Source organism: Streptomyces sp. NPDC045021 (genome assembly GCF_056432645.1).
The window spans coordinates 35,253-60,920 of the sequence record NZ_JBWKIQ010000024.1 but is presented as its reverse complement, the minus strand read 5'-3'; the positions used below and the strand labels follow the sequence as shown (position 1 = coordinate 60,920).

Annotated in this window: 17 protein-coding genes; 9 read left to right on the top strand and 8 right to left on the bottom strand. The window is 73.6% G+C overall.

Annotated features, from left to right (window positions below; all coding sequences use genetic code 11):
• Window positions 1-158 precede the first annotated feature (158 nt).
• Complete coding sequence (locus tag AC07DC_RS40230) at window positions 159-851, bottom strand: maleylpyruvate isomerase family mycothiol-dependent enzyme (RefSeq protein ID WP_478919856.1); 693 nt, start codon at window positions 849-851, stop codon at window positions 159-161.
• 348 nt (window positions 852-1,199) lie between these two features.
• Here AC07DC_RS40230 and AC07DC_RS40225 point away from each other — a divergent pair, with 348 nt between their 5' ends.
• The gene (locus AC07DC_RS40225) at window positions 1,200-3,152 is read left to right on the top strand and encodes a phosphocholine-specific phospholipase C (protein WP_478919855.1); all 1,953 of its coding nucleotides are present in this window, start codon (window positions 1,200-1,202) and stop codon (window positions 3,150-3,152) included.
• A gap of 82 nt (window positions 3,153-3,234) precedes the next feature.
• Here the strand turns inward: AC07DC_RS40225 and AC07DC_RS40220 are convergent, their stop codons facing one another.
• Complete coding sequence (locus tag AC07DC_RS40220; RefSeq protein ID WP_478919854.1) at window positions 3,235-4,344, bottom strand: isoafricanol synthase; 1,110 nt, start codon at window positions 4,342-4,344, stop codon at window positions 3,235-3,237.
• A gap of 181 nt (window positions 4,345-4,525) precedes the next feature.
• Between AC07DC_RS40220 and AC07DC_RS40215 the strand changes: the two genes are divergently transcribed.
• From AC07DC_RS40215 to AC07DC_RS40205, 3 genes are all read left to right on the top strand, one after another.
• Complete coding sequence (locus tag AC07DC_RS40215) at window positions 4,526-7,444, top strand: ATP-binding protein (protein ID WP_478919852.1); 2,919 nt, start codon at window positions 4,526-4,528, stop codon at window positions 7,442-7,444.
• Window positions 7,445-7,590: 146 nt separating this feature from the next.
• Complete coding sequence (locus AC07DC_RS40210) at window positions 7,591-10,512, top strand: ATP-binding protein (RefSeq protein WP_478919850.1); 2,922 nt, start codon at window positions 7,591-7,593, stop codon at window positions 10,510-10,512.
• 77 nt (window positions 10,513-10,589) lie between these two features.
• Entirely contained in the window at window positions 10,590-11,090 is a 501-nt protein-coding gene (locus AC07DC_RS40205) for a hypothetical protein (RefSeq protein ID WP_138353938.1), read from the top strand.
• A gap of 91 nt (window positions 11,091-11,181) precedes the next feature.
• Here AC07DC_RS40205 and AC07DC_RS40200 read toward each other — a convergent pair whose 3' ends face one another.
• Together AC07DC_RS40200 and AC07DC_RS40195 are read right to left on the bottom strand one after the other, a co-directional pair.
• A complete protein-coding gene (locus tag AC07DC_RS40200; protein ID WP_478919849.1) occupies window positions 11,182-13,170 on the bottom strand; it encodes an N-acetylmuramoyl-L-alanine amidase in 1,989 nt (662 codons plus the stop codon).
• 236 nt (window positions 13,171-13,406) lie between these two features.
• The gene (locus AC07DC_RS40195) at window positions 13,407-14,495 is read right to left on the bottom strand and encodes an aminoglycoside phosphotransferase family protein (protein WP_478919848.1); all 1,089 of its coding nucleotides are present in this window, start codon (window positions 14,493-14,495) and stop codon (window positions 13,407-13,409) included.
• Between the two features lie 447 nt (window positions 14,496-14,942).
• Between AC07DC_RS40195 and AC07DC_RS40190 the strand changes: the two genes are divergently transcribed.
• Window positions 14,943-16,415, top strand: a complete 1,473-nt coding sequence (locus AC07DC_RS40190; protein WP_478919847.1) for a DNA-binding protein NsdB — start codon at window positions 14,943-14,945, stop codon at window positions 16,413-16,415.
• Window positions 16,416-16,509: 94 nt separating this feature from the next.
• On the opposite strand, the gene AC07DC_RS40185 is transcribed toward AC07DC_RS40190, so the two are convergent.
• A complete protein-coding gene (locus tag AC07DC_RS40185; RefSeq protein ID WP_478919846.1) occupies window positions 16,510-17,988 on the bottom strand; it encodes a PP2C family protein-serine/threonine phosphatase in 1,479 nt (492 codons plus the stop codon).
• Window positions 17,989-18,328: 340 nt separating this feature from the next.
• Here AC07DC_RS40185 and AC07DC_RS40180 point away from each other — a divergent pair, with 340 nt between their 5' ends.
• From AC07DC_RS40180 to AC07DC_RS40165, 4 genes are all read left to right on the top strand, one after another.
• On the top strand, window positions 18,329-19,756 hold the full coding sequence (locus tag AC07DC_RS40180; RefSeq protein ID WP_478919845.1) for a HEAT repeat domain-containing protein: 1,428 nt from the start codon (window positions 18,329-18,331) through the stop codon (window positions 19,754-19,756).
• A gap of 157 nt (window positions 19,757-19,913) precedes the next feature.
• Window positions 19,914-21,035, top strand: a complete 1,122-nt coding sequence (locus AC07DC_RS40175; RefSeq protein ID WP_478919844.1) for a glycosyltransferase family 4 protein — start codon at window positions 19,914-19,916, stop codon at window positions 21,033-21,035.
• A complete protein-coding gene (locus AC07DC_RS40170; RefSeq protein WP_478919843.1) occupies window positions 21,032-22,261 on the top strand; it encodes a glycosyltransferase in 1,230 nt (409 codons plus the stop codon). Before AC07DC_RS40175 ends, AC07DC_RS40170 begins: the two co-directional genes overlap by 4 nt.
• A 43-nt stretch (window positions 22,262-22,304) precedes the next feature.
• Window positions 22,305-23,255 (top strand): SGNH/GDSL hydrolase family protein, encoded by a 951-nt coding sequence (locus AC07DC_RS40165; protein ID WP_478919842.1) that lies wholly within the window; start codon window positions 22,305-22,307, stop codon window positions 23,253-23,255.
• A gap of 38 nt (window positions 23,256-23,293) precedes the next feature.
• On the opposite strand, the gene AC07DC_RS40160 is transcribed toward AC07DC_RS40165, so the two are convergent.
• The 3 genes from AC07DC_RS40160 to AC07DC_RS40150 form a co-directional block, all read right to left on the bottom strand.
• Window positions 23,294-24,166, bottom strand: coding sequence for a 5-oxoprolinase subunit C family protein (locus AC07DC_RS40160; RefSeq protein ID WP_478919859.1), 873 nt, complete (start codon window positions 24,164-24,166; stop codon window positions 23,294-23,296).
• 95 nt (window positions 24,167-24,261) lie between these two features.
• Window positions 24,262-24,879 (bottom strand): 5-oxoprolinase subunit B family protein, encoded by a 618-nt coding sequence (locus tag AC07DC_RS40155; RefSeq protein ID WP_478919841.1) that lies wholly within the window; start codon window positions 24,877-24,879, stop codon window positions 24,262-24,264.
• A complete protein-coding gene (locus AC07DC_RS40150; protein ID WP_478919840.1) occupies window positions 24,876-25,649 on the bottom strand; it encodes a LamB/YcsF family protein in 774 nt (257 codons plus the stop codon). The genes AC07DC_RS40155 and AC07DC_RS40150 overlap by 4 nt, the downstream gene beginning before the upstream one ends.
• Between the last annotated feature and the right edge of the window lie 19 nt (window positions 25,650-25,668).

The following is a 25,668-nucleotide window of genomic DNA, read 5'->3' as shown; positions in this document are numbered from 1 at the left end:
ATCCCCGCCGCCCTTGGGGCGCGCCTTGTTACGGGGCGCGGGTGCGGGCGTTTCCCACACCGGGGGGGGGGGGGCGCCGGGCCCCCCCCCCCCCGGGGGGGGGCCCCCCCCCCCCCCCCCCCGCGGCCGGGCCGCTTGCGGCGGTGACACTGCTGTGGCTACGGCCACGGACCGAGTTCGGGCAGCGGCGCGGCTCCGCTGTCCAGCGGCCCCTGCGGATCGCGCCCCGCCAGCCAGGCGGTGAGGTCGGTGAGCGCGCCGCTCACGGTGACCGGCTCGCCGTCTCCGAGGACGGGCGACTCCGGGCCGTCCGAAGCCGCGAGCGTCAGCCGCACCCCGTCCGGCACGCGCGGCGCGAGGAAGTCCAGCACGTGCGCGCAGAACGGCCGTGACCACTGCGCCGGCCGGTAGCCGAGTGCGGCGTCCGCCGTGTGGATCTCCAACTCCCGCCACCAGGCGTGCGCGGCAGCCGACAGCGTCGCGTCGCGGTAGCGCACCGGCCGCTCCAGATCCTGCGGACCTACGGCCGTCCACGCCTGCTCGGCCTCGTCGAGGGCCGCGGTGACGGCCGCGCGCAGTTCGGCGGCCGAGCGGCCGTGTCCGGCCTCGATCGCGGCGTCACGGGCGGGCCGCCCGCCGTCGTAGGGATCGATCAGCTCGTCCTCGAGGGCGTAGCGCGCCTGCCGGGCCAGGGCGAGTCCGACCCCTTCGACATGGCTGAGCAGATGTCCGCGGGTCCAGCCGGGCAGCGCGCTCGGGGCGCGGACCTCGGCGTGGGTGAGACCGCCGAGCAGCGCGCGCAGCCGCGTCTGGCTGTCGAGGATCGCCGGTACGGGGTCGGGACGGTTCACGGCCACAACAGCTCCTTGTGCCGGCCGCCGTCGCAACGGCGGCAGTTCAACCGGGTGTGATTGCGGTTCTTGACGCTCTGCCGTCCCCCTGCCGGAACTCCTGCCGGGCGCAACGGCTAATGCATCGCCGTGAATATAGCATTAGGCCCGCCTCTCGGGGTGGCCGGTTCCAGTGGTCCCGGTGGCGGGTAACCGGGCGCCGGGCGGCTTTGCCGCTGCTTGGGCCGCCCGTCATCTTGTGTGTGTCAACCGGCCATGGCAGTCTCCGCGCGTATTGGCGCGCCCGTCGCGTTCCCCCCGTTCAATTCGGCGCGACCCGCACCTGTGCCCCCTGACCGAGGAGATGCTGTGACGCCACTGTCCCGCCGTGGATTCCTGGGAGCGGCCGCCGGCTCCGGCGCCGCCGCCGCGTTCGGAACACTGCCCGCGTCCATCCAGCAGGCCATGGCCGCCACCTCGGCGGCAGGCACGCTCGACGATGTCGAGCACGTGGTGATCTTCATGCAGGAGAACCGTTCGTTCGATCACTACTTCGGCACGCTCAAGGGCGTCCGCGGCTACGGCGACCGGTCGCGGCTGCGCTTCCCCAACGGCCAGGACGTGCTGCGCCAGACCGCGAACGGACCGTCCGGCGGCAGCCTGGTCCTGCCCTGGCACCTGAACACCGCGACGACGGACGCGCAGCGGGTGCGGGACCTCGACCACGGCTGGTCGGGCACCCACAGCGCCTGGAACAGCGGCAAGTACAACAACTGGGTGCCGGCCAAGAGCGCCTGGTCGATGGGGTACTACCAGCGCTCCGACATCCCCTTCCAGTTCGCGCTGGCCGAGTCGTTCACCCTCTGCGACCAGTACTTCTGTTCCGTGCAGGGGCCGACCAACCCCAACCGGCTGTATCAGTGGACCGCCACCGTCGACCCGGCGGGCAAGAACGGCGGGCCGGTCACGGACAACTCCGAGAAGGGGTACTCCTGGACCACCTACGCCGAGCGCCTGCAGTCGGCCGGCATCTCCTGGCGGGTCTACCAGCAGCAGGACAACTACGACGACAACCCGCTCGCCTGGTTCAAGAACTTCAAGAACGCCCCCACCACGTCACCGCTCTACGTCAACGGGATGCAGCGGCGCAGCGCCGACGCGTTCAACCAGGACGTCAGGAACGGCACGCTGCCCGCCGTCAGCTGGGTCGTGGCCCCCGCCAACCAGAGCGAGCATCCGGACTACCCGCCCACGTACGGCGCCAACTACACCTCCAAGTACGTCCTGGAGTCGCTCGCTGCGAACCCGGCCGTCTGGGCCAAGACCGTGGTCTTCCTGAACTTCGACGAGAACGACGGCTTCTTCGACCACGTCGCGCCGCCCGTCGCGCCGTCCGGGACCGCTGACGAGTTCATCGGCGGCGTGCCCATCGGTCTCGGCCCGCGCGTTCCGATGATCGTGATCTCGCCCTGGAGCCGCGGCGGGTACGTCAACTCCGAGGTCGCCGACCACACCTCGCCGCTGCGGTTCCTGGAGAACTGGACCGGGGTGAAGGAGACCAACATCTCCGCCTGGCGCCGCACCGTCTGCGGCGACCTGATGAGCGCCTTCGACTTCACCACGAAGGACACCACGTTCCCCTCGCTTCCCGACACCGCCGCACTGGTCGCCGCCTGCGACGCCCAGAACTCGCTGCCCGACGCCGCCCCGCCGTCGGCGCAGGTGGCACCGGTCCAGGAGGCGGGCACCCGCCCGGCCCGCCCGATCGGCTACGGCTTCGACACCATGTCGTGGACCGATACCGGCACCGGCCGCATCTGGATCAAGGTGGTCAACACCGGCACACTGGGCGCCGGGTTCGCGATGTACACCGTCAACTACCGCACGTACGACAACTGGCGCTACACCGTGCCGGTCGGCGGCAGCGTGCAGGACTACTTCAGCGCCCAGACCTACGGCGGCGGCCTGTACGACATCGACGCGCACGGCCCCGACGGCTATCTGCGCGGCTTCAAGGGTGATGTGCGCACCTGGTCGAACGCGGCCAAGGGCCATCCCGAGGCGGCCGTGGCCATCGCCCGCGCGACCCCGCGGAACCTGGCGCTGACACTGACCAACGGCGGTGGTGCGGCGGTGGTCTTCACCGTGGGCGGCAACGCGGCGGGCGACGGCTCGGGCGGAAGCACAGTGACCGTCGCGGCGGGTGGCTCCCAGCAGGTCGCGCTCACCACGGCGGCCGACGGCGGCTACGACTACACCGTCACCGCGAACACCGGCGACGGCTTCGAGCGCCGCTTCGCGGGCCGCACGTACCCGGCCTGACGAGGAACAGCCCCAGGGGCACGGAAAAGGGCCGGGGCCGCACTTCGGTGCGGCCCCGGCCCTTTCGCTGCCTCCCCTCCCTTCACGGTTCGGCCCGGTCGAGGCCGCCGCGGGAGTCGTCCAGGTCGAAGAGGTCCGACCACGGTCGCTGCCTGCCGCCGCTCACCGCGGCGACCCCCGACGCGCGGTAGCGGGCGGTCTCCAGGGACCAGTCGAGATTGCCGCGCATCACATAGCGCATGGCGTGCACGTAGTCCTCCACCTGCGCCCGCAGTTCGGGCTCGGCGTCGTACTCCTCGAGCACCGAGGGAAGCCGCGCCGCGAGTGCCTGGAACCGATTCACTCGCGCGTTGGCGGCCCGCGCGATCAGTGCCACCGCCTCCTCCAGCGTGTGGTCCGAGGTGTTGAGCAGCAGGATCACGCTGTTGTTGACGTCTCCGGCGGCCAATTCCTTGTCCACCGACATGATGTCGTTCACGAAGATCACCACATCACCGGTGATCTCCCGCATCTCGGCCAGCGGCCCGGAATGCAGCATGTCCGGCAGGGTGTAGCCGCCGCACCGCTCGGCGAAGTCCAGGCACGGCTGGACGCCGATGGAGTCCCGGCGGCCCCGCAGGAAGGCGTCGAGGGTCATGTCGGGCCGCCGCGTCCGGTTGAGGGCCTCCCAGTGGTAGGCCCGCAGATAGTCGCGCCAGTGGTCGCGGAAGCGGTGCTGCCACACCGTCGGGGTGCCGGCCGCCGAGCGGACCCATATGTCGCGGAAACCGTCCGCGAGCGGGTTGCCCGACGGGTTGGGAGTCCCGGGGACGGGGGAGGGTGGTTCGTAGAGGATCGACACCAACGTGTCGACCTCGCGCTCCACGTCGTCCGGCCGACGCCCCAAAGGGCCGTCGAACTGGTCGTCGAAGATGAAGAACCAGGCGTTGAAATCGGCGGCGAGGTCGAGGTCGGATGTGGTCGCACGGGGGTAGAAGAACGCCATGAGGCGCTCGAGCCGCAGGGCGTCGTACTCCTGGAAGTCGCGGTCGAACCGGAGAATCGCCAGGTCGCGCAGCCACTTGAGGGTGTGCCGGCGGGCTCGGTCGGTGTGCGGGCTCGACCGCCCGGGGAAGGGAATGCTCAGCAGGGTGGTGCGTTCCGCGAGGATGTCGCGCTGGATGGGGCCGCTGGGGGCTGTGATGTCCGTCAAGGTGCCCACCTCGGGTTGCGTCACGGGCGGTCCGGAGCTCCCCGGACCGTGAGGAAAGTGAACTGGCGTTTGCCATCTACCCGTTCGGCCGACGCGGATATCACCAGCGGGCACTACAGAGCGTCCCGACGGGCGTACGCTCGGCGCTACCTGCCGAACAGGCACGAGAACGGGAACGGACATGCCAGACGCGGTAGAACAATTGGGACGAGTGAATCGCTTGGTTCTCGAACGGGAGTCCGAACTCGTCGCGCTCGACGGGGCTTTGAACGATCTCTGCGGGACTCGGTCCGGCACGAAGCACGGTGGCCTGATCGCCTTCGCGGGTCCCGCTGGCCTCGGCAAGACCGCGCTGCTCGCCGAGGTCCGCAGGCGGGCGGCGGCGCGTGGTTGCACCGTGCTGTCCGCGCGCGGTGGCGAGCAGGAGCAGGGGATGGCGTTCCACGTCGTCCGCCAGCTCGTCCAGCCGGTCCTCGCGGCCACCGCCGAGGACGAACACCGCCGGATACTGGGCGGCTGGTACGACATCGTCGCCCCGGCGGTCGGGCTGGTGGCCTCGCAGGGCGACGGCGCCCCCGATCCCACCGGCGTGCGCGACGGTCTGGACTGGGTGCTGACGCGCTTCGCCGTGCAGCAGGCGCCCGTCGTCCTGGTCCTGGACGACGCGCACTGGGCCGACGCGGAGTCCCTGGCATGGCTGACCGCCTTCGCCCCGCGGGCCGAGGAACTGCCGATGCTGGTGGTCGTCGCGTACCGTCCCGACGAACTGCCCGCCGACGCCGTGGCGTTCCGCAAACTCGCCGGCCGGCACGGCTCCCGGCCCTTCGACCTGGTGGCGCTCACCCCGGGCGCCGTCCGGCGCATAGTGCGCGACGCGGTGGGGGAGAGCGCCGAGGAGGCGTTCTGCCGCGAGGCGTGGGCGGTCACCGGCGGCAACCCGTTCGAGGTCACCGAGCTCACGGCGAAGATCTGCGACCGCGAACTCAAGGGCCAGCGCGAGGACATCGCCGAACTGCGCGAACTGGCCTCCGCCGTCAAGGGCAGCGGTCTCATCGAGCGCATCGAACGGCTGGGCCCGTCCGCGGTCCGCTTCGCCTGGGCCGCCGCCGTCCTCGGCACCTCGATCGCACCGCCGCTGGCCGCGGGTGTCGCCGCGCTCGGCCGCGAGGAGGCGGCCGACGCCTTCGAACGGCTGCGGGCCGCCCGTATCCTCACGGTCGGTTCCTCCGACAACTCCACGTTGGAGTTCGTCCATCCGCTGATCGCCACCGCTGTCTACCGGGCGATCCCCAGCGCGCTGCGTGTCGGGATGCACGGCGAGGCCGCGTCGGCGGTGACCGAAGCGGGGCTGGGCGCGGCGAACGCCGCCCGGCACCTGCTGGAGCTGCATCCCGAAGGCGACGAGTGGGTCGTGCAGCAGTTGCGCGACGCCGCCCGCGAGTACCTGCGGGCCGGAGCGCCCGAGACGGCCCAGCGCTGCCTCGCCCGCGCCCTGCGCGAACCTCCGCCCTACGGCGAGCGCGCCGCCGTGCTCTTCGAACTCGGCTGCTCCTCGCTCCTCAGCGAGCCCGCGAACACCGTCAACCACCTGCGGGCCGCGCTGGACGAGCCGGAGCTCGAACCGGATCTGCGCGAGGCCATCACCTACCGGCTCGCCCAGGCACTCGGGCACACCGGCCGGATGGCGGAGGCCGCCCGCACCGTCGAGGCGGAGGCCCACCGGGCCACCAACACCCGTACCCGGCTGCGCATGCAGGCCGAGCAGTTCATGTGGAACGCCTTCCGGGCCGACGAGCAGGACTCGCCCGCCCGCTCCCGGCGGCTGAGCCGGCTGGCGGACCATCTCACCGGCCGCGGACAGGCCGAGCGCTACATCCTGGGGCTGCGCGCCTGGGACGCGATGGTGCGCGGCGAACCGGCGGCCGTCGCGGTCCGCTACGCCGAGGAGGCGCTCGGCGACGGCCTCAGCTGGACCGACGAGAACTGGGGCTTCGAGGTACCGGTCCTCGTCGCGTTGACCTTCATGTACTGCGACCAGCCGGGCCGTGCCGAGGACCTGTTCACCAAGGGCATCGCGGAGCTGGAACGCAAGGGCTGGCGCGGCGCGCACCTGTCGTTCGGCTTCACGCTCCTCGGGTACATCCGCTACCGGCGCGGGCGTCTCGCCGAGGCGGAGGATCTCGTGCACGCCGGGCTGGGCATCGCCGACCGGGTGGGACCAGGAGTGCCCGCGCAGTGGTTCGCGATCGGCATCCTCATCGAGATCCTGCTCGCCCGCGGCCGCACCCACGAGGCACAGGAGCTCGCCGCCACGTACAACTACGGCGAGGTGATCCCGAACGCGGTGGTCTACCCCGACTCCCAGACGGTCTTCAGTGAACTGCTGCTGGCCCAGGGCATGCGGGGCGACGCCGAACGCCACCTCACGGCGGTCGGCCAGCGGCTGGAGGCGCGCGGAATGCGCAACCCGGGCTGGTGCCCGTGGCAGCTGCACCTCGCCCAGGCGGTGGCCCTCGTGGAACCCGAACGGGCCGCGGAGACCATCCGCGAGGCCGTTCAGCGGGCGCGCCAGTTCGGCACCGCGTCGGCGATCGGCCAGGCGCTGCACGCGGCCGCCGACGTGGCCGGTGGTGCCGACGGCCTGCGCCTGTTGGCCGAGGCCGTCAGCCATCTCGAACGCTCACCCTCGGCGTACGAACTGGCCCGCGCGCAGGTCGCGTACGGTGCCGCACTGCGCCGGGCCGGACTGCCGCAGGACGCGGCCGACCGGTTGCACGCCGGTCTGGAGGGCGCGCTGCACTGCAATTCGGACGCCCTCGCCAGCCGGGCCCGGGACGAGCTCGCGGCGGCGGGCATGCGTCCGCTGCAGCTGCGCGCCACCGGGACCGACACGCTCACCGGTCCGGAGCGGACGGTGGCGGAACGGGTCGCGGGCGGCCGGTCCGCCGCCGACGTCGCCGAGGAACTGGGCACCGCGGAACGCGAGGTGACGCGCATGCTGTCCGCCGTCTACCGCAAGGTCGGCACCGATCACGCCGGGCTGGCCAAGGCCCTCGAACAGACATCGGACAACGGGTTCCAGCACTCTGCGCTGGGGTGATGAGCTAGAGACCGGGCAGGTAGGTCCGCGGCGGTCCGGGACAGGGTCCCGGACCGTACGGCGGGCGTACGCTGAGGAGGCATCGGACGCGCTTGCTCCGAGCGCATCGGGCGCCCGGCGTACGCGGTGGTACCAGGGGGTGCGCGATGCCGGAGCACAGGGCCCTTCCAGGGCGCCCCCTGCTCGAACGCGAAGCTGAACTCGTCGCTGTGGACGAGGCGTTACGGCAGCTCACCGGATTGCGCGCGGACGGGGCGGAGAGCCGTGACCGGTCACGCGGCGGCCTGCTGGCCTTCGCCGGCCCCGCCGGACTCGGCAAGACCACGCTCCTGGCCGAGGCGCGCCGGCGCGCGGCCGCCCAGGGCTGCACCGTACTGTCCGCCCGCGGCGGCGACCAGGAGCAGCGGGTGGCCTTCCACGTGGCCCGACAGCTCCTGCAACCGCAGCTCGCCGGATCCGGCGAGAGCGAACTGCGCTCCTCGCTCGGCAGTTGGTACGGCATCGTCGGCCCGGCGCTGGGCCTGTGCGCCGCGGCCGACGGCGCGGCCCCCGACCCGCAGGGCCTGCGCGACGGCCTGGACTGGGTGGTCACCCACCTCGCCCAGCGGCGTGCCCCGGTGGTACTCGTCCTGGACGACGCGCACTGGGCCGATCCCGAATCCCTGGGCTGGCTCGCCGCGTTCGCGCCGCGCGCCGAGGACCTGTCCATGCTGATCGTCGTCGCCTACCGGCCCGAGGAACTGCCGGAGCACGCGGAGTCGTTCCGCCGGCTGCCCGGCAGCGCCGGCCATCGGGCGCTGGACCTGGAGCCGCTCACCGCCGCCGCTACCGCCGACCTCGTGCGCGCGTCGGTCGGCGAGCACGCGGACGACGCGTTCTGCCGCGAGTGCTGGTCCCTCACGTCGGGCAACCCCTTCGAGGCCGTCGAGCTGGCGGCCAAGGTCCGCGAGCGGGGCCTGCGCCCCGACCGGACCGGCGCGCACCTGCTGCCCGAACTGGCGGCCGCCGTGAAGGGCAGCGGCCTGACCACCCGGCTGGAACGGCTGGGCGCCTCCACCGTCCGGCTGGCCTGGGCCGCCGCGGTACTGGGGACCGAGATCTCCCCGGCACTGGCCGCGAGCATCGCGGGCCTCGCCGAGGGTGATGCCGCAGAGGCCGCGGAGCGGCTGCGCGGCGCCCGGGTGCTGACCGGCGGCGCGACCCTGGAATTCGTCCACCCGCTGATCGCCACCGCCGTCTACCGGGCGATCCCCGACGCGGCACGGGTCGCGCTGCACGGCCGGGCGGCCTGGTCGGTGGTCGACGCCGGCCTCGGCCCGTCGGCCGCCGCCCGCCATCTGCTGGAGACCCACCCCGAGGGCGACTCCTGGGTCGTCGGCCAGCTGCGGGCCGCCGCCCGCGAGACGCTGCGCGCGGGCGCCCCCGAGGCCGCCCGCACCTACCTCGGCCGGGCCCTGCGCGAACCCCCGTCCGACGGCGAGCGCGCCGCCGTCCTGTACGAACTGGGCTGCGCCTCCCTGCTGCTCGAACCCGCCACCACCGTGAACCACCTGCGGGCCGCGCTGGAGGAACCGGCCGGCGACCCCGCCCTGCGCGAGGGGATCCTCTTCCACCTCTCCCAGGCACTCGCCCACAGCGACCGGCTCGACGAGGCCGCGGACACCGTCGGCCACGCGGCCCGTATCGCCACCGACCCCCGCACCCGGCTGCGCATGCAGGCCGAGCAGTTCATGTGGGACGCCTTCCGGGCCGACGAGCCCGACTCGCCGGCCCGCTCCCGCCGGCTGGCGCGGCTCGCCGACCGGCTGACCGGCCGCGACCTCACCGAGCGGTACATCATCGGGCTGCGCGCCTGGGACGCGGTCCTGCGCGGTGAGCCGTCCGGCACCGCGCTGCGCCACGCCGGCCGGGCCCTGGACGGCGGTCTGCACTGGGCCGAGGTGGACTGGGGCTTCGAGGTCCCGGTCCTGGTCGCCCTGGTCCACATGTACGCGGACCGGCCCGGCCGGGCGGAGGAACTGTTCGCCGACGGGATCGCCGAGTTCGAACGCCAGGGGTGGCGCGGCGCGCATCTGTCGTTCGGCTATCTGCTGCTCGGCTACGTCCGCTTCCGGCGCGGCCGGCTCGCCGAGGCCGAGGACTTCGCCCGCGCCGGACTCCGGCTCGCCGAGCGCGTCGGCCGCGGCACACCCGTCCAGTGGTACTCCGTCGCGGTCCTGATCGAAGTGCTGCTCGCCCGCGGCCGGGTGGCCGAGGCGACGGAACTGGCCGCGGACCACGACTTCCACGCCCCGTTCCCGTCCGCCGTCACCTTCCCCGACGCGCAGAGCGTCCATGGCGAGCTGCTGCTCGCCCGCGGCATGGCGGCAGAGGCCGCCGTGGAACTGGCCGCCGTGGGGCGCCGGCTGAACCGGCGCGGCATGCGCAACCCCGCCTGGTGCCCCTGGCAGCCGAACCTCGCGCTCGCCGAGGCGGCCGCCGACCCGGACCGGGCCCACGCCACGGCCATGGAGGCCGTCGCCCGCGCCCGGCAGTTCGGCGCCGCCTCCACGATCGGGCACACGCTGCGGGTCGCCGCAGAGGTGTCCAGGGGAGCGGAGCGGATGAAGCTCCTGGAGGAGTCCGTCGACTGGTTGGAACGCTCCCCGGCCGGCCACCAGCTGGCCTGCTCGCTGGTCGCCCACGGGACGGCGCTGCGCCGGGCCGGCCGCCCGGCGGAGGCCGCCGAGCAGCTCTACCGGGGCCTGGAGGGAGCGCTGCAGTGCGGCGCCGACGAGCTGGCCTCGCGGGCTCGCGGGGAGCTCACGGCGGCGGGGCTGCGGCCCCTGCGGCTGCCGGCCGACGGGACCGCCACCCTCACCGAGCCGGAACGGGCGGCGGCGTCCCGCGCTGCCGCCGGCGAGACACCGGCGGTCATCGCGCTGGCGCTGTCCACCGACGAGATCACCGTCGGCCGGCTGCTCTCCGCCGTCTACCGCAAGCTCGGCACCGACCCCGGCGGGCTGCCGGGGGCGTACCCGTCGCACCCGTCCCGCGGCCGGCCCGGGGCAGCTGCGGGGGAGGAATGACCGTGGGGCGCCGGGAGGTCCGGCGGCCACGGCCCCCGGCGCCGCGCGGAGGACCGCGGGCCACGTACGATGGCCGTATGTCGTTCCTCCGCCGCCGCACCGCAGCCACGCCCACCGGGCCGGACTTCGATGTCCTGGCCATGGACCCGGGGGACTGGCCGGGCATTCTCGGCGCCGGGCTGCTGCCCGGTCCCGACGGCAGTTGCCAGGGCATCTTCCTGCGCTACGACCTCTTCGGCGGACGCGGTCCCGCCATGCTGATCGGCAACCTCCCCGAGGGCTCCCCGGCGCGTGAGCTGGAGGACGGCCAGGTGCCCTTCGAGGTGGCCCAGCTGATGGTGGCCCTCGGCAACGAGGAGCCGGTCGAAGTGGTCAGCACCGAGGACACCCCCGCGATGCACGGCGACGGACTGCTCATCGTCCGGCGGATAAAGGTCTCGGAAGCACGGATCGCCTGCGCGCAGTTCGACCGTAGCGACGGCGTCCAGGTCACCATCGCCACCTGGGACCGCCCCATCACCGACGACCTGTACCAGCTGCTGAAGCCGCTCCCGGCGGAGATGTTCCAGCAGGGCTGACGATCCCCACACCGCACGCGACAGGGGCGCCGCCGGTAGATCCGGCGGCGCCCCTGTCAGCTCACACGGTCATCGGACCCGTGTCCACGGCTCAGCGCGGAGCGCCCACCTGGGACGGCAGGACGGTGACGTCCTCGGCCTTGACGTACTCGATCCGGTGGCCGAACTGGATCTCGTAGTAGACCTGCTTGCCGCGCACGACCTGGTGCGAGGCGGTGTCGAAGGTCGTCGAGTAGTAGTACTCGCCCTGGACCCGGTTGCCGATCGCGTACTTCTGGCCCGCCAGGAGCTTGTAGGGCATCGGCACGGTCGCCTGCACCGGAACGCCCGCGGGGAACGCCGCGGCCTCGGGATAGGCGCGCCCGTAGACCGGGATGTCGGCCAGTCCCGCCTTCGGGGTGACGGTCCAGCCCCAGGCGTTGACGGCTGTCGGCAGCGACCGGGGGTTGTGGAACCAGGCCTTCTGACCGAGGTACCACACGGCCGTCCAGTCGCCCTGGCGCTCGGCGACCGCGTACTGCTGGCCGGTCGAGGCCCGCGCGCCGACATCGTTGACGCCGGTGGTGGAGTCACCCGTCGGGTGCAGGCCGATGTCCTTCACCAGCGGCGCGTCCTCGCTCGGCGCCGTGTGCAGCCGCACCGCCTCCGAGCCGCGCGCCGGGCAGGTGTCGCCCGCCTTGACGCAGCCGGTGTACAGCGGCTGGTTCGTGTCGTACTCCGGGCGGATGGTGACCAGGCCGCCGCCGGGACCCGCCGTGGCGTGCAGCGGAGCGCCCATCAGCTGGAAGTAGTGCGCCCAGTCCCAGTACGGGCCGGGGTCGGTGTGCATCCCGCCGATGTACGCGCCCGTCGGTCCCGGCACGTTGTCGTGGCCCAGGATGTGCTGGCGGTTGAGCGGGATGTCGTACTTCTTCGCCAGGTACGCGACCAGCCGCGCGGACGTCCGGTACATCGACTCCGTATACCAGGTGCCCGGGTCGATCAGGAAGCCCTCGTGCTCGATGCCGATCGACTTGGCGTTGGTGTACCAGTTGCCCGCGTGCCAGCCGACGTCCTTGGTCTTCAGGTGCTGGTCGATGTGGCCGTCCGCCGAGCGGACCGTGTAGTGCCAGGCCAGATACGTCGGGTCCTGCACCAGCTTCAGGGCGGTGTCCCAGCTGCCCTCGGTGTCATGGATGACGATCGTGTCGATCTTCTGGCTGGTGGGCCGATCGGCGAGATCGTGGTTGCCGTAATCCCCGGGAGCCGTCTCCTGGTAGGGCGCGGGCAGCCACTCGCAGCCCACCCCGCGCGGGCACTCCGTCTCGCTGTCGTTGACGTGCTTCAGGCCGAGCGCCCCCACCTGCGCGGTGGCCGGGGTGATCCCCGGAGCGGCGGCCAGGGAGACGTTCTGTCCTGCGTCGGTGGTGCGGGACTGGCCCTGCCGCAGCACGTCGTAGACATCGTCCGCGAAGGCGGTCGCGGTGGCCGAGTCGTCGGCGCCGGAGAAGCGCGCGACGGCGCCGTACCAGTCGGCGGGATCGGAGCTCAGCGGCTGCCCCAGGGACTTCTGGGCGTCGGCGATCAGCGCCGCGCCACCGGCGACATTGGCCGCCGGGTCCGCGCGCAGATCCCGGGCCGGCAGGCCGGTCAGTCCCGCGGCACGGCCCAGCGTGGTGAGCGTGGCGGGCAGCTTCGACAGGTCGGCGGCGGGCACGGCCTGCCCGGTGCCGATCAGCGGCCGGGAGTCGTCACCGCGCGAGTCGTCACCGCCGTCCCCCTTCTGGGGGAAGTCGGTGAGCGCCGTACGGGCGTCCGTGAGGTGCATCGGGCCGTATCCCGCGGTGACGCTGGGCAGCCCCTGATGGGTGTCCCAGCGCGACTCCATGTAGGACACGCCGAGCAGGACGCTCGCCGGCACCTGGTAGCGCTGGGCCGCGTCGCTGAACGCCTGCTGCAGCGACGAGGTGGCGGGCTGGGCGGCGTTCGCGGATGTGGCCGTGGAGAGCACGGGCAACAGCGCCGCGGCGGCGGCCGCAGCGGTCACCGTACGCAGTGTGCTCCGTCGGTGTCTCGCTGGTCGAGCGGCGGACTCTCGCAATGCGGCCTCCTTGAAGCGGTGCTGGGGCGAACGGCTCCACAGAGGTATCGGCTCCCGGACGATCCGTCAACAGGCCCCAATCGGGCACTGTTTGCGCACGTCAAAAGCCCGTGCCGGGAGTTTCCCCGGCACGGGCGTGCTGGCCTGCCCCGCGTCAGTGGTCTGGACCGATGACGCGGGTACCGGCGAGTGGTGAAAACCCCCGCCATTCGGGGGCAGGACGGTCCGCGCGGAGCTCAGCGCGTGCCGACGGCGGCACGCACCGCCCGCCGGGCCAGACCGCAGTCGTCGTGCAGCCGGCGCAGCAGCAGCCGCTGCTCCTCGCCCGCACCGGCCACGGTCTGCGCGGGCGGCGCCGCACTGCGCATGGTGCGCTGCACGGCGGTCTCGTAGGTACGGATCTCGCGGGTGAGCACGAGCATGAGGTTGACCAGGAAGGCGTCCCGGGTGGCGGGACCCTGGTTCTGGGCGAGTTGGCTGATCTGGCGGCGCGCCACCGGGTCGTCACCGAGTACCGACCACAGCACCGCGAGGTCGTATCCCGGCAGGTACCAGCCGGCGTGCTCCCAGTCGACCAGCACCGGGCCGGCCGGGGACAGCAGCACGTTGGAGAGCAGGGCGTCTCCGTGGCAGAACTGCCCCTGTACATGGGCCAGTCCGTGCAGCAGTTTCTGCAGGTCGCCCATGTCCCGGTCGGTGAGCAGCCCCAGCTCGTGGTAGCGCGAGATCCGTGCCGGGTAGTCGATCGGCGCGTCGAACACCCCGGCCGGCGGCCGCCACAGGTTGACCCGGCTGAACGCACTGATGGCAGCGCGGACATCGGACCGGGGCGGTGTCTCCACCGGATGCCGCTGCACCGACACGACGCGTCCGGGCATTCGCTCCAGTACCAGCACGCAGCTCTCCGGATCCGCGGCGATCAACCGCGGGACCCGGGCCGGTGGCCGGTGGCGGACGAACGCCCGGTAAGCCGCTATTTCGTGCTGGAACCGCTCGACCCACGCTGGGGACTGGTCCAGCAGACACTTGGCGACCGCGGGACTGCGTCCCGACGTCCCGACGAGCAGTGCGGTGCGCCCGCTGCGGCGCAGCATCTGAACAGGATTGAACTCGGGGCAAATCCGCTGGACCGCGGCGATGGCCGTCCGCAGTTGAGCGCCCTGGGGGCCGGTCAAGTCGAGTCTCCCGCTGAGCGGATGGGAGGTGCCCGTCGGGAGACCCCGCCGAGCGGCGGTGAGCGGCGGACGGGAGCGCATGGAGGAGTCCGTACCAGCGGGGTGCGACAACCGGGGCGGAGCGGACACGGAGGACGATGCTGAATACATGAGGGGGAAACAGATCCCTTCGTGTGCCTGCGAGCTCATGACAGTGGTGCGGTACTGCGTCCGGCGGTGCCCGCGGGGCGGTGTCGCCACGCGGTGGCCGGTCGGTGGCCCGGCCGGCGCGTGGACGGTACGGAACCGGTGTCGGCGTCCGGACCCGCACCCTGGGGAATGCGGGTTCAAGCCGGTGGTCCGGGTTACGTCCACGCGCCGCACGCTCCTCCCGGGGGCGGTTCGTCCCCTCCACGAGAGCAGTTCAGTGCAGCTCGCAGAGGACTCGAACGACCTTCCGGGAGCCGGCTAGTGCCGGGCCGGGGTGGCGCGTTCCTACATCACACCCTGGCGCGGGTGGCAGACCATCTGGCGCACCCTGGCGAAGCGTGGCGAATACTCGCGGGGCCTTTGTCAGGCGATTAATGTCAACCGTGCCGAGGAACCTGGGGGCTTGACGTGAGCAAAGAAGCCAACACCCGACTTGCGGACCTGTTCGGCCTTACCGGCTGGTCCAAGGGCGAACTCGCACGGTTGGTCAACCGGCAGGCGGCGGCCATGGGCCATCCGCAGCTGGCGACCGACACCTCGCGGGTGCGCCGCTGGATCGAGACCGGTGAGTCGCCGCGCGAACCCGTTCCGAAGGTGCTGGCAGCTCTGTTCACCGAGCGGCTCGGCCGTGTCGTGACCATCGAGGATCTCGGGTTCGACCGGCACCGGCACGCGGGGAAGAAGCAGACCGGAGACGGTCTGCCGTGGCCACCGGAACGAACAGCCGCGGTCCTCACCGAATTCACGGGAATGGACCTCATGCTCAACCGACGCGGTCTGGTGGGCGCGGGCGCCGCGCTCACCGCTGGCTCAGCACTCAGCAGCGCAATGTACGACTGGTTGCACACCGACCCGGCCCTGGTGGCCGATGCACCGGTCATCGACAATCCACTCCACGCCGAACCCGCAGCGTACGACCGGTACGAGGCGGCTCCGGTGGGTTCCCAGGAGATCGAGGCTCTCGAGCGCTCGGTCGAGGTGTTCCGTGCCTGGGACGCGGCCCGCGGCGGCGGGCTGCAACGCAAGGCTGTGGTCGGCCAGCTCAACGAGGTGGGCGGCATGCTCGCCTACCGGCACCAGGACCATCTGCAGCGCAGGCTCTGGGGCGTGGCGGCCAATCTGGCCGTGCTCGCCGGATGGATGTCCCATGACGTGGGCCTGGAGCCCACGGCGCAGAAGTACTTCGTGATCGCCGCGCACGCGGCGCGGGAGGGAGGGGACCGGCCGCGGGCCGGCGAGGCACTGTCCCGTGCGGCCCGGCAGATGGTCCACATCGGCCGGCCGGACGACGCGCTCGATCTGATGAAGCTGGCGAAGTCGGGATCGGGGGAGCAGGCCCTGCCCCGCACCCGCGCCATGCTGCACACGATCGAGGCGTGGGCCCAGGCGTCCATGGGGCGCGGCCAGGCGATGCGGCGGACTCTGGGGGAGGCCGAGGATCTGTTCGTCTCGGACAAGGGCGATGTGCCGCCACCGAGTTGGATGCAGATGTTCGACGAGGCGGACCTGCACGGTATGCAGGCGCTGGCGTACCGCACGCTGGCCGAGCACGACCCGTCCGCCGCGGCCCAGGCGCAGATGCACGCCAAGCACGCGCTGGAGCTGCGGGTGTCGGGCCGGGACCGGTCGAAGATCTTCGACTACATCTCGCTCGCCTCGGCCTGCTTCATCGCCAACGACCCGGAGCAGGCCGACCGTTACGCCCGGATGGCACTGCTGACGATCGGCAGTACGTCCTCGCACCGGACATGGGACCGGCTGCGGGAGATGTACCGGCTCACCGCGCGGTACGCGGACTACACGACGATCCGGGAACTGCGGTCGGAGATCGAGACCGCGCTGCCTCCGCTTCCGAAGAACAGGAGCACCCGGCAGGTCTGACCGGCGATCCTTGGGATCGCACCAGGTCAGTCAGGTCCCACCGTCAGGTCCACCGTCCAACCGTCAGATCAGACCATGTCGATGTCGACCGGGTCTAACCGATTCTCGCGACGAGCACGCAGGCATCGTCCTCGCGCTCGGGGGCACCGAACTCCTCGACCACCAGCCGTACGCAGTCCTGTGCGGTGCGGGCCCGGGTGAACAGCGGCGCCATCGCGAGCAACCTTCGTGCGCCGTCGGTCGGCTCCGTCGCGGCCGGGAACGACGTCCGGCGGGGTACCAGACCGTCGGTGTGCAGTACCAGCAGGTCGCCGGAGTTGAGGGGCTCGGCGGCCTGGGTGTACCGCGCATCGGAGGTCGCCCCGAGGAGCACGCCCTCGGGCGGGTCCAGGGCGCGCCCGGTCCCGTCGCGGAAGAGCAGGGGGGCGGGGTGGCCGGCCTGGGCCCAGGACAGGGTCCGGTCGGCGGGGTTGTAGCGGCAGCACAGCGCGCTGCCGAGGGTGGGCTGGGCCGAGGTGTCCAGCAGGTGGTTCAGCCTGCCCAGCAACGGTCCGGGCTCCAGCCCGGCGACCGCCATACCGCGCAGGGCGCCGAGCATCATCGCCATGCCGGAGGTGGCGCTCACACCGTGTCCGGTGAGATCGCCCACGGTCAGCAGCGTCGCGCCGTCGGGAAGTTGCAGTGCGTCGTACCAGTCGCCGCCGATCAGCGCGCTGGTACCGGAAGGGAGGTAGTGGGCGGCGAGGTCCATGGTGGTGGGCCCGCCGCCCTGCGGGAACCGCAGGGAGCCGCGCCACGGCGGGAGCACGGCTTCCTGCAGTTCAACCGCCAGCCGGTGCTCGGACCGCGCGAGCTGCCGCTGGCGCTGGAGAGAGTCACGGGTCTCTCTCAGCGTCAGCTGGCTGCGGCGCAGTTCGCTGACGTCCCGCAGTACGGCCCACATCGAGGCGGTGCCGCCGTCAGCGTCGAGCACTGGCTCGCCCACCATGTGCAGCGTCCGGGTGGAGCCGTCGGAGCGCACGATGCGGAACTCGCCGTCGATGGGTCTGCCGTCGACCAGGCAGCCGGTCACCATCGAGGTGAGCGCCTGCTGGTCCTCCTCGAAGAGCCAGGACGGGAGCTCGTCCAGCGTCAGCGGGCCGTCGTCCGGGTCACGGCCGAAGATCCGGTAGAGCTCGTCGGACCACTCGGCCTCGTCCGTCAGCAGATCCCATTCGGCGCTGCCGGCCCGTCCGGGGGCGTGATCCGGGACACGGTCCGGCATGGCGGCGGACGGGAGATACGAGCCGGCGAAGTCGCTCGGGACGAACGGTTCCGAGGTGCTGCCGTCGTCCGCTAAACCCTCGCGGAGCTGTCCCAGATGCGCGCCCAGATCGTCGAGCTGGTGCACCGCGAGATCGCAGAGCGCGCGCTCCCAGCGGACCTGAGGGTCCTCACCGTCCGGGGCGGCGGCGTCGCGGCGTACCGCGTCGACCTCGCTGCGCAGCCGGCGGGCCTGGGAAATGAGCGCGTCCACCGCACCGGGGTCTGTCGACTGTGCGGCGGAGCGATCCGCGTGCAGGTGGGACGGCATGACGCTCTCCGAAGGAGTGGCTCCGATACCGGATACCGGTGCTGAGCGGCCAAGGCGGACGGAAGGGCCGGTAACGACTGTGGCACACGGCGTGAGGGCCCGTAAGGGTTTCTGCAATACCCGATCCGGTGGTGCTTATGGCATATGCCATAAGCCTTCCGGTGCCCCCGGAGGCCCGGAGCGACACGGGCCGCGAAACCTCGGTAGGCTGCGGCCCGCCCCGGCCCCACACATTCCCACCCTCCGCCAGGCTTGAAACGCCCGGTGGCCGGTAAGGATGCCGGGCACCCGCAGCGGAAATCCCGTTGCCTTGGAACCCCCCGCACCGGATGCTGACCTCATGTTCGACCCAGACATAGCGCCCAGTGGAACCCTTCTCGGCCTCCTCCAGCGAGGACGCGGAGACGGGACCCTGCATGCCCTGGCGGCGCAGCGGGCAGATGCCCTCGCCGCTCTGGAGCAGTGCGTCCTGCGTGACCCCCGCCTCGACTGGCGGGTGGAATCGCGCTCCCTCTATTACGCGCGGCTGTACTCCGAACTGGAAGCCGGGCTCGACGGGATCGAACAGCACCTCTTCCATCCGGACGACCTCCTGGCCCCCGACGAGCACCGCTGCGGTCTCGCGCTGTCCGTCCTCGGCCACCTCGCCGGCTACGGACGCGGCGACGCCCTGCGCCTGCTCCGGCGCTACGCGGCCACCGGCGGCAACTGGGAGTGGGCCCTGGACGAGCTGGCAGTCCGTGACGACGAGCAGGGACTGCGCGGCCTCGGGCCCGCCCTGCTCGCCCGCTTCCCGGAGACCGCCGAGGGCGACGCCGAGCTGGCCGCGGCCGTGCGCGAGGCGTACGAACCCAGGCCGTGGCAGTTGTGGGCCGAGGACTCCCGGCACCCCGCGACCGCCGCCCGGGTCCGCAAGGCACTGGAAGAGGTCTCCTTCGACCGCTGGCAACGCCAGCTGCGCCCGACGGGCCCGACCCCCGGCTGGAGCGTGCGCGCCGTACTCGAATGGGCCGAGGAAGGCCTCAGCCAGTACCCGGCCGCCCACCGTGACCAACCCGCGGCCCGCTGCCTCGCCGCCGTCGCCGGCCCCGAGGACCGTCCCGAGCTCGTGGCCGCCGCCCAGGACGGCCCCGCCGCCGCCCGTGCCGCCGCCCTGCGCCACCTCGCGGACCGGCAGGATCCGCAGGCCCTCGACCTGATCGAAGCCGCCGCCGCCAGTCCCGTGGACCTCGTCGTACGGGCCGCCCTCGAATCGTTCGAGCGGATGCGCAGCGGCGACGCGATGGACCGCGCCCGCTCCTGGTCGGAGCGCGAGGACGCGCTCGGCATCTCCGCCGCCCGCATGCTGGCCTGCCGCGGTGGCGACGAGGACACCGGCCGGGTGCTGGCCGGACTGCGCAGACTCGTCCGGAGCGACGGCGCCGACGCCGAGGGCCTCGCCGTCCTCGTCGAAGGCGCCGGCCGGCTCGCCATCGGCCGCTCGGCACCCGTGCTGCGCCACGTCTACCGCGAGACCTCCTCCTCGCAGCTGCGCGGCTGCGCCGCCCAGGCCCTGGCCGCCACCGACCCCGGCTTCGCCGCCGGCTTCGCGGTGGAGTGCCTGTGGGACTGCGAGGAGACGACGCGCGAACTCGCCGCGCACCAGGCCGCCACCGGCGACGTGCGGGTACTGGCCCAGCTGCGCCGGATGGCCGCCGATCCGGCCGAGGAGGCCGAGGTCCAGACCGCTGTGCGGGGCCGCCTCAGCTCGGGAGAACCGGCCCGCTAGGACGCTGCTGCGACGGCCCCCGCCCCCTCGGCGGGGGCCGTCGGACGTTTCCCGGGACCGGAGCGGGGGCTCCGGCCGCCCGAAGGGTCATCACGCGTTCCACGGCGGTATAGATCGACGTGGTCCTGTCAACGCTCGGCATGGCGACAACGTTGGTATGCGAGTTGCGATCGTCACCGAGTCCTTCCCACCCGACCTCAACGGAGTGGCGCACTGCGCGCTCCGCACCGCAGAGCACCTGGCCAGGCGCGGGCACGAGCCGCTGGTCGTCGCACCGGCCGGGCCGAACGACGTACTGCCCGGCGACGACCCCTGCCCCGTCATCCGCGTCCCCTCCCTGCCGCTGCCCCGCTACCCCCAGGTGCGGGTGGCCCTTCCGGGCCGCCGGACGGCCGCGGCCATCGCCGCGCACCGCGCCGACATCGTCCATCTCGCCAGCCCGTTCGTCCTCGGCGTGCGCGGCATGGCGGCCGCCGAGCGGCTGCGGGTACCGGCGGTCGCCGTCTACCAGACCGATCTGGCCGGCTACGCCCGCTCCTACCTCCCCGTCGGCGAGGCCGCCGCCTGGCGCCGCATCCGAGCCGTGCACGCGGCAGCCGCCCGCACCCTCGCGCCGTCCACCGCCTCGGTGCAGGAGCTGGAGCGGCAGGGCGTCCCGCGGGTGCACCTCTGGCCGCGCGGGGTCGACCCGGTGCGGTTCCGGCCCGAGAACCGCGACACCGCGCTGCGCCGCACGCTCGCCCCGCGCAGCGAGCTGATCGTCGGCTACGTGGGCCGGCTCGCCCCGGAGAAGCAGGTCGGCCTGCTCGCGGGGGTCTGCGGGCTGCCCGGCGTCCGGGTGGTCGTCGTCGGCGACGGTCCGAGCGCCCCCGGGCTGCGGGCGGCCCTGCCGGGCGCGACCTTCCTCGGCTCCAGGACCGGCGACGAGCTGGCCCGGATCTTCGCCTCGTTCGACGTCTTCGCCCACACCGGACCCTTCGAGACGTTCTGCCAGACCGTCCAGGAGGCGATGGCCAGCGGCGTGCCGGTGATCGCCCCCGCGGCCGGCGGCCCGCTCGACCTCGTCGCCCACGGGCGCACCGGCCTGCTGGTGCCGCCCCATGACGCCGACGCGATGCGCGACGCCGTGGAGCTCCTGCAGCGCTCCCCGGCGCTGCGCGCGCGGTACGGGGCGGCCGGACGGGCGGACGTCGCCACGCGCACCTGGGAGGCGGTCGGCGACCAGTTGCTGGACCACTACGCGCAGGTGTTCACCGCCCGTACGGCGGTCGCGGCATGAGCCGGCCGCTGCGGATCGTCCGCCTCGCGAACTTCATCACCCCCGTCTCCGGAGGGCTGCGCACCGCACTGCAGCACCTGGGCGAGGGCTATCTCGCGGCCGGTCACGAGCCGGTCCTCGTCATGCCGGGGGCGGCGTCCCCGGAACACCCGGCGATCCGTGCGGAATCCACCACCCAGGGGAAGGTCATCACCCTTCCCGGCACTCGGGTCCCCGGCACCGGCGGCTACCACGTCCTCGCCCACCGGCGACCGGTCGAGGCGCTGCTCGACGCGCTCGCCCCGGACCGGCTGGAGGTCTCGGACCGCACGACGCTGCGCTGGACGGGGGAGTGGGCCCGCAGGAACCGGGTCCCGGCCGTCATGGTCTCCCACGAGAGCGCCGACGCCGTACTCCGCACCTGGGGGATGCCGCCGGGCGCCGCCCGAGCCGCAGCCGACCGGCTCAACCGCCGTACCGCGCATTCCTACTCGCGGGTCGTGTGCACGACCGGGTGGGCGGCCGCGGAGTTCGAACGACTCGGGGCGCGCAATGTCGTACGGGCCCCGCTCGGCGTCGACCTCGACCGGTTCCGCCCATCGCTCCGTGACGGTGCCCTGCGGGCGCGGTACGCGGGCGGCGCCGCGGTGCTGCTCGTGATGTGCTCGCGGCTGTCGGCCGAGAAGCGGCCGGGCCGCGCCCTGGAGGCCCTCGCGGAACTCCTCCGGCGCGGAGTCGGCGCGGCCCTCGTCGTGGCCGGGGAGGGCCCGCTGCGCGGCCGCCTGGAGGCGCGGGCCCGCGCCGCCGGACTCCCGGTCACGTTCCTCGGCCATGTGGCCGACCGCGACCGGCTCGCCGCCCTCCAGGCCTGCGCCGACATCGTCCTCGCCCCCGGCCCCGCCGAGACCTTCGGACTCTCCGCTCTGGAGGCCCTCGCCTGCGGCACGCCCGTCGTCGCCAGCGCGCACTCCGCGCTCCCCGCCCTCATCGGCCCGGCCGGCGCCGGGGCCGGCGACGGACCCGCCTTCGCCGACGCGGTCCAACTCCTCCTCTCCCGGGCCGAGACCGCCCGCCGCGCCGCCGCCCGCCGCCAGGCCGAGCGGTACGGCTGGCCCGCGGCCGTCTCCGCCTTCCTCGCCGCCCACGAAGCCGCGCCTCTCGTCACGACGCCTCTCGTCGCCGCGCCTGCCGTCACCACGCCTCTCCCCGGCGCCCCGCCCGTCCGCACCCCGGGAGCCACGTCATGACCTGCCGCCGCCCGCCGCTCGTCCGGGGCGCGGGGGAGACCCCGTGAACGCCCCCGCGCTGGCGTCGGACCCCCGGCCGTCCGCCGGGCACGACCACCCGCTGCCGGAACGCCCGCCCGCCGGCGCGCCGCCGGCGCTCCGGTTCGCCGCGCTGGGCGACTCGCTGACCGAAGGGCTCGGCGACCCGGGCCCCGACGGGCGGTGGCGCGGCTGGGCGGCGCTGCTGGCGCCGGGGCTGGGCGCCGGGCCCCGCGACGTGGAACTGCTCAACTGCGCCCACAGCGGCGCCCTCACCTCCGACGTGGCGGGGCGGCAACTCGACGACGCGCTGCGCTTCCGGCCGCATCTGGCGTCCGTCCTGGTCGGGGCCAACGACACGCTGCGCGGCTCGTTCGACATCACCGTCGTCGTACGGCGCCTCGACGCCGTACTCGGCGCACTGCGGACCGACGGCTCCGGCGTCCTGACGGCCTGCCTGCCCGACCCCGGTCGGGCGCTCGGGCTGCCCTGGCCGCTGGCCCGTCCGCTCGCCCGCCGGATGCGGGCGGTCAACCACGTGGTGCACGCCCTGTCGGAACGGCACGGCGCACTCCATCTGCACGCGGCGGACCGGCCGTGGACGGCGGACCGGGCCGCGTGGAGCGCGGACCGCCTGCACCCCAGCGAACTGGGGCACCGGCTGCTGGCCGGGGAGTTCCACGCCCTGCTCGCGGTCCACGGCCTCGCCGCCGGAGAGCCCCCGTACCCCGACCCGGCCGGTCCCGGCCCCTCGCGTGCGGCGGACGTCTGGTGGATGGCCACCCGCGGCGCCCGCTGGATCGCGGACCGCTGCACGGATCTGCTCCCCGGGCTGCTGCGCCTCGCCGCCGCCGAATGCCGCCACCGGGCCGCCGGCACCACCCACCTCCTGGACACCCGGGCCCACCATCTGACGACCTTGGCCCTGGCCGCGCTCGACGAGGGGCCCGGCGAACCGGCCGCGCAGGTCGCGTAGGCCCGGCGCTCCCGCCCGGCCAGCCGCTCCCACCCGACTTACTGGCGCCCGCGGACCGGGAGGAACCGTACGGGCGTGCCCGGGACGGCCTGCGCCGCCGCGGCCAGCGGTGCTTCCGGCACGACGCCGATGACGGGGTAGCCGCCGGTGGTGGGGTGGTCGGCCAGGAAGACGACCGGGCGGCCGTCGGGCGGCACCTGCACGGCCCCCAACACCATGCCCTCGCTGGGCAGCTCGCCGTCGAACGCCCGCCGCAGCGCGGGGCCTTCGGTGCGCAGCCCGATGCGGTTGGAGTCTTCGGAGACGGTGTACGCGCCGGTCGCCAGCAGCCGTGGCGCGTCCTCGGTGAACCAGTTGTCGCGCGGCCCGAGCAGGACGGGCAGCACGAGTTCGGCCGGCGGGGCGGGCCAGGGCATCGCGTCGGCGGCGCGGGCCCGCCCCTGGGGCGTGCCCAGCGGGAGGATGTCGCGCTCCGCCAGCGGCGCCGGCCCGAGCCCCGAGAGCAGGTCCGCGGAACGGCTGCCGAGCACCGGCTCGACATCGACGCCGCCCGCGAACGCCAGGTAGCAGCGCAGCCCGCCGACGACGGTGCCGAGTTCCAGGACGGCGCCGGCCGGCATGCGCACCGGGGCGCCCCAGGGGGCGGGGCGACCGTCGATCCGGACGGCGCAGGGCGCCCCGGTGACGGCCACGACGACCGGGTGCTCCGCCCGCACCGCGCAGCCGTTGACGGTGGTCTCCAGGGTCGCGGCCCCGTCCGGGTTGCCCACCAGCCGGTTGGCCCGGCGGTGCGCGGGCGGGTCGAGCGCACCGGAGCGCGGCACACCGAGGTGGGCGTGGCCCGGGCGTCCGAGGTCCTGCACGGTCGTCAGCGCGCCCGCCCGCACCACGCGGACCGACCCTCGCGTCATACCGGGTCGCGGGTGGTCCTGCGTCATGTCACGTCCCGCGTGCTGTGCCATACCGGATCCCGCGTGCTGTGCCATGTCGCGTCCCCCGTGCTGTGTCATGTCGCGTCCCGCGTGAAGTGCACCCGAGTGCCGGGTGCCAGCAGTGCCGCCGGCTCGCGCCGCGGGTCCCACAGGACGGCGTCGGTGGTGCCGATCAGCTGCCAGCCGCCGGGGGAGGAGCGCGGGTAGACGCCCGCGTACGGCCCGGCGAGCGCCAGCGAACCGGCGGGCACGGCGGTGCGGGGGGTGGCCCGGCGCGGTAGGTGCCGGTGCTCGGGGAGCCCGGTCAAGTACCCGAAACCGGGCGCGAAGCCGCAGAACGCCACCCGGAAGACGATGCCGCCGACGATGTCCGCGACCTCGTCGGGCCGCACGCCCCACAGCCCGGCGACCTCCGCCAGGTCGGGCCCGTCGTACCGCACCCGGATCTCCGTCTCCGCGGTTGCTTCCGCCGTGAGCGGCGGGACGGTCCAGGCGGCCAGTTCCGAGGCGAGGGCGCGGGGGTCGTCCAGGCCGTCGAGCAGGATCGTGCGAGCCGCAGGGACGATCTCGCGGACCGTCGGCAGCGTCCCGGCCGCGCGCCGCCGCAGCAGCTCGGCGTGGAACGCCCCGACCTCGCCGTCCGCGTCCAGCTCCACGAGCAGCGCGTGTTCGCCGACCGGCAGCGTCCTCATGCGAAGGGCCGCAAGGAGACGCCCGCGTCCTGGAGTTCGCGCCGCACCCGCCGCGCGAGCTCCGCGGCACCGGGGGTGTCGCCGTGCAGGCACAGCGACCTGGCACCGGCGGCGATCCGCCGGCCGCCGGCCGCGACGACCTGCCCGTCGCGGGCGACCGCCAGGGCCTGCGCGACGACCGCGTCGCCGTCCTGGAGCACCGCGCCCGCCTCACCGCGCGGCACGAGCGTGCCCCGCTCGGTGTAGGCCCGGTCGGCGAACGCCTCGGCCACCGCCGGCAGCCCGGCCTTCTCCGCCGCGGCCAGCAGCTCGGAGCCGGGCAGGCCCAGCACCGGCAGCCCGCCGTCCGGCCCACCGGCCAGCAGGACGCCCGCCACCACGGCGGCGGCCTGCGCCGCGTCGCCGACCGTCCGGTTGTAGAGCGCGCCGTGCGGTTTGACGTACGCGACCCGCGAGCCCGCCGCCCGCGCGAAGACCTCCAGGGCGCCGATCTGGTAGGCGACTTCGGCGGCCAGCTCGTCCGGCGGCACGTCCATGGCGCGCCGCCCGAAGCCGGCCAGGTCCCGGTAGGAGACCTGCGCTCCGATCCGTACCCCGCGCTCGGCGGCGAGCGCGCAGACCCGCCGCATCGTGACCGGATCGCCCGCGTGGAACCCGCATGCGACGTTGGCGCTGGTGACGACGGAGAGCAGCGCGTCGTCGTCGGTGAGCGTCCACCGGCCGAAGCCCTCGCCGAGATCCGCGTTGAGATCGATGACCATGTCCGCCATGGTGCTGCATCGGGAACGG

Coding starts and splice junctions, on each gene's coding strand:
- AC07DC_RS40215 (WP_478919852.1), top strand. CDS start 4,526: ATGCCAGACGCGGTAGAACAATTGGGACGAGTGAATCGCTTGGTTCTC.
- AC07DC_RS40210 (WP_478919850.1), top strand. CDS start 7,591: ATGCCGGAGCACAGGGCCCTTCCAGGGCGCCCCCTGCTCGAACGCGAA.
- AC07DC_RS40205 (WP_138353938.1), top strand. CDS start 10,590: ATGTCGTTCCTCCGCCGCCGCACCGCAGCCACGCCCACCGGGCCGGAC.
- AC07DC_RS40195 (WP_478919848.1), bottom strand. CDS start 14,495: ATGTATTCAGCATCGTCCTCCGTGTCCGCTCCGCCCCGGTTGTCGCAC.
- AC07DC_RS40185 (WP_478919846.1), bottom strand. CDS start 17,988: ATGCCGTCCCACCTGCACGCGGATCGCTCCGCCGCACAGTCGACAGAC.
- AC07DC_RS40180 (WP_478919845.1), top strand. CDS start 18,329: ATGTTCGACCCAGACATAGCGCCCAGTGGAACCCTTCTCGGCCTCCTC.
- AC07DC_RS40175 (WP_478919844.1), top strand. CDS start 19,914: ATGCGAGTTGCGATCGTCACCGAGTCCTTCCCACCCGACCTCAACGGA.
- AC07DC_RS40170 (WP_478919843.1), top strand. CDS start 21,032: ATGAGCCGGCCGCTGCGGATCGTCCGCCTCGCGAACTTCATCACCCCC.
- AC07DC_RS40160 (WP_478919859.1), bottom strand. CDS start 24,166: ATGACGCGAGGGTCGGTCCGCGTGGTGCGGGCGGGCGCGCTGACGACC.
- AC07DC_RS40155 (WP_478919841.1), bottom strand. CDS start 24,879: ATGAGGACGCTGCCGGTCGGCGAACACGCGCTGCTCGTGGAGCTGGAC.
- AC07DC_RS40150 (WP_478919840.1), bottom strand. CDS start 25,649: ATGGCGGACATGGTCATCGATCTCAACGCGGATCTCGGCGAGGGCTTC.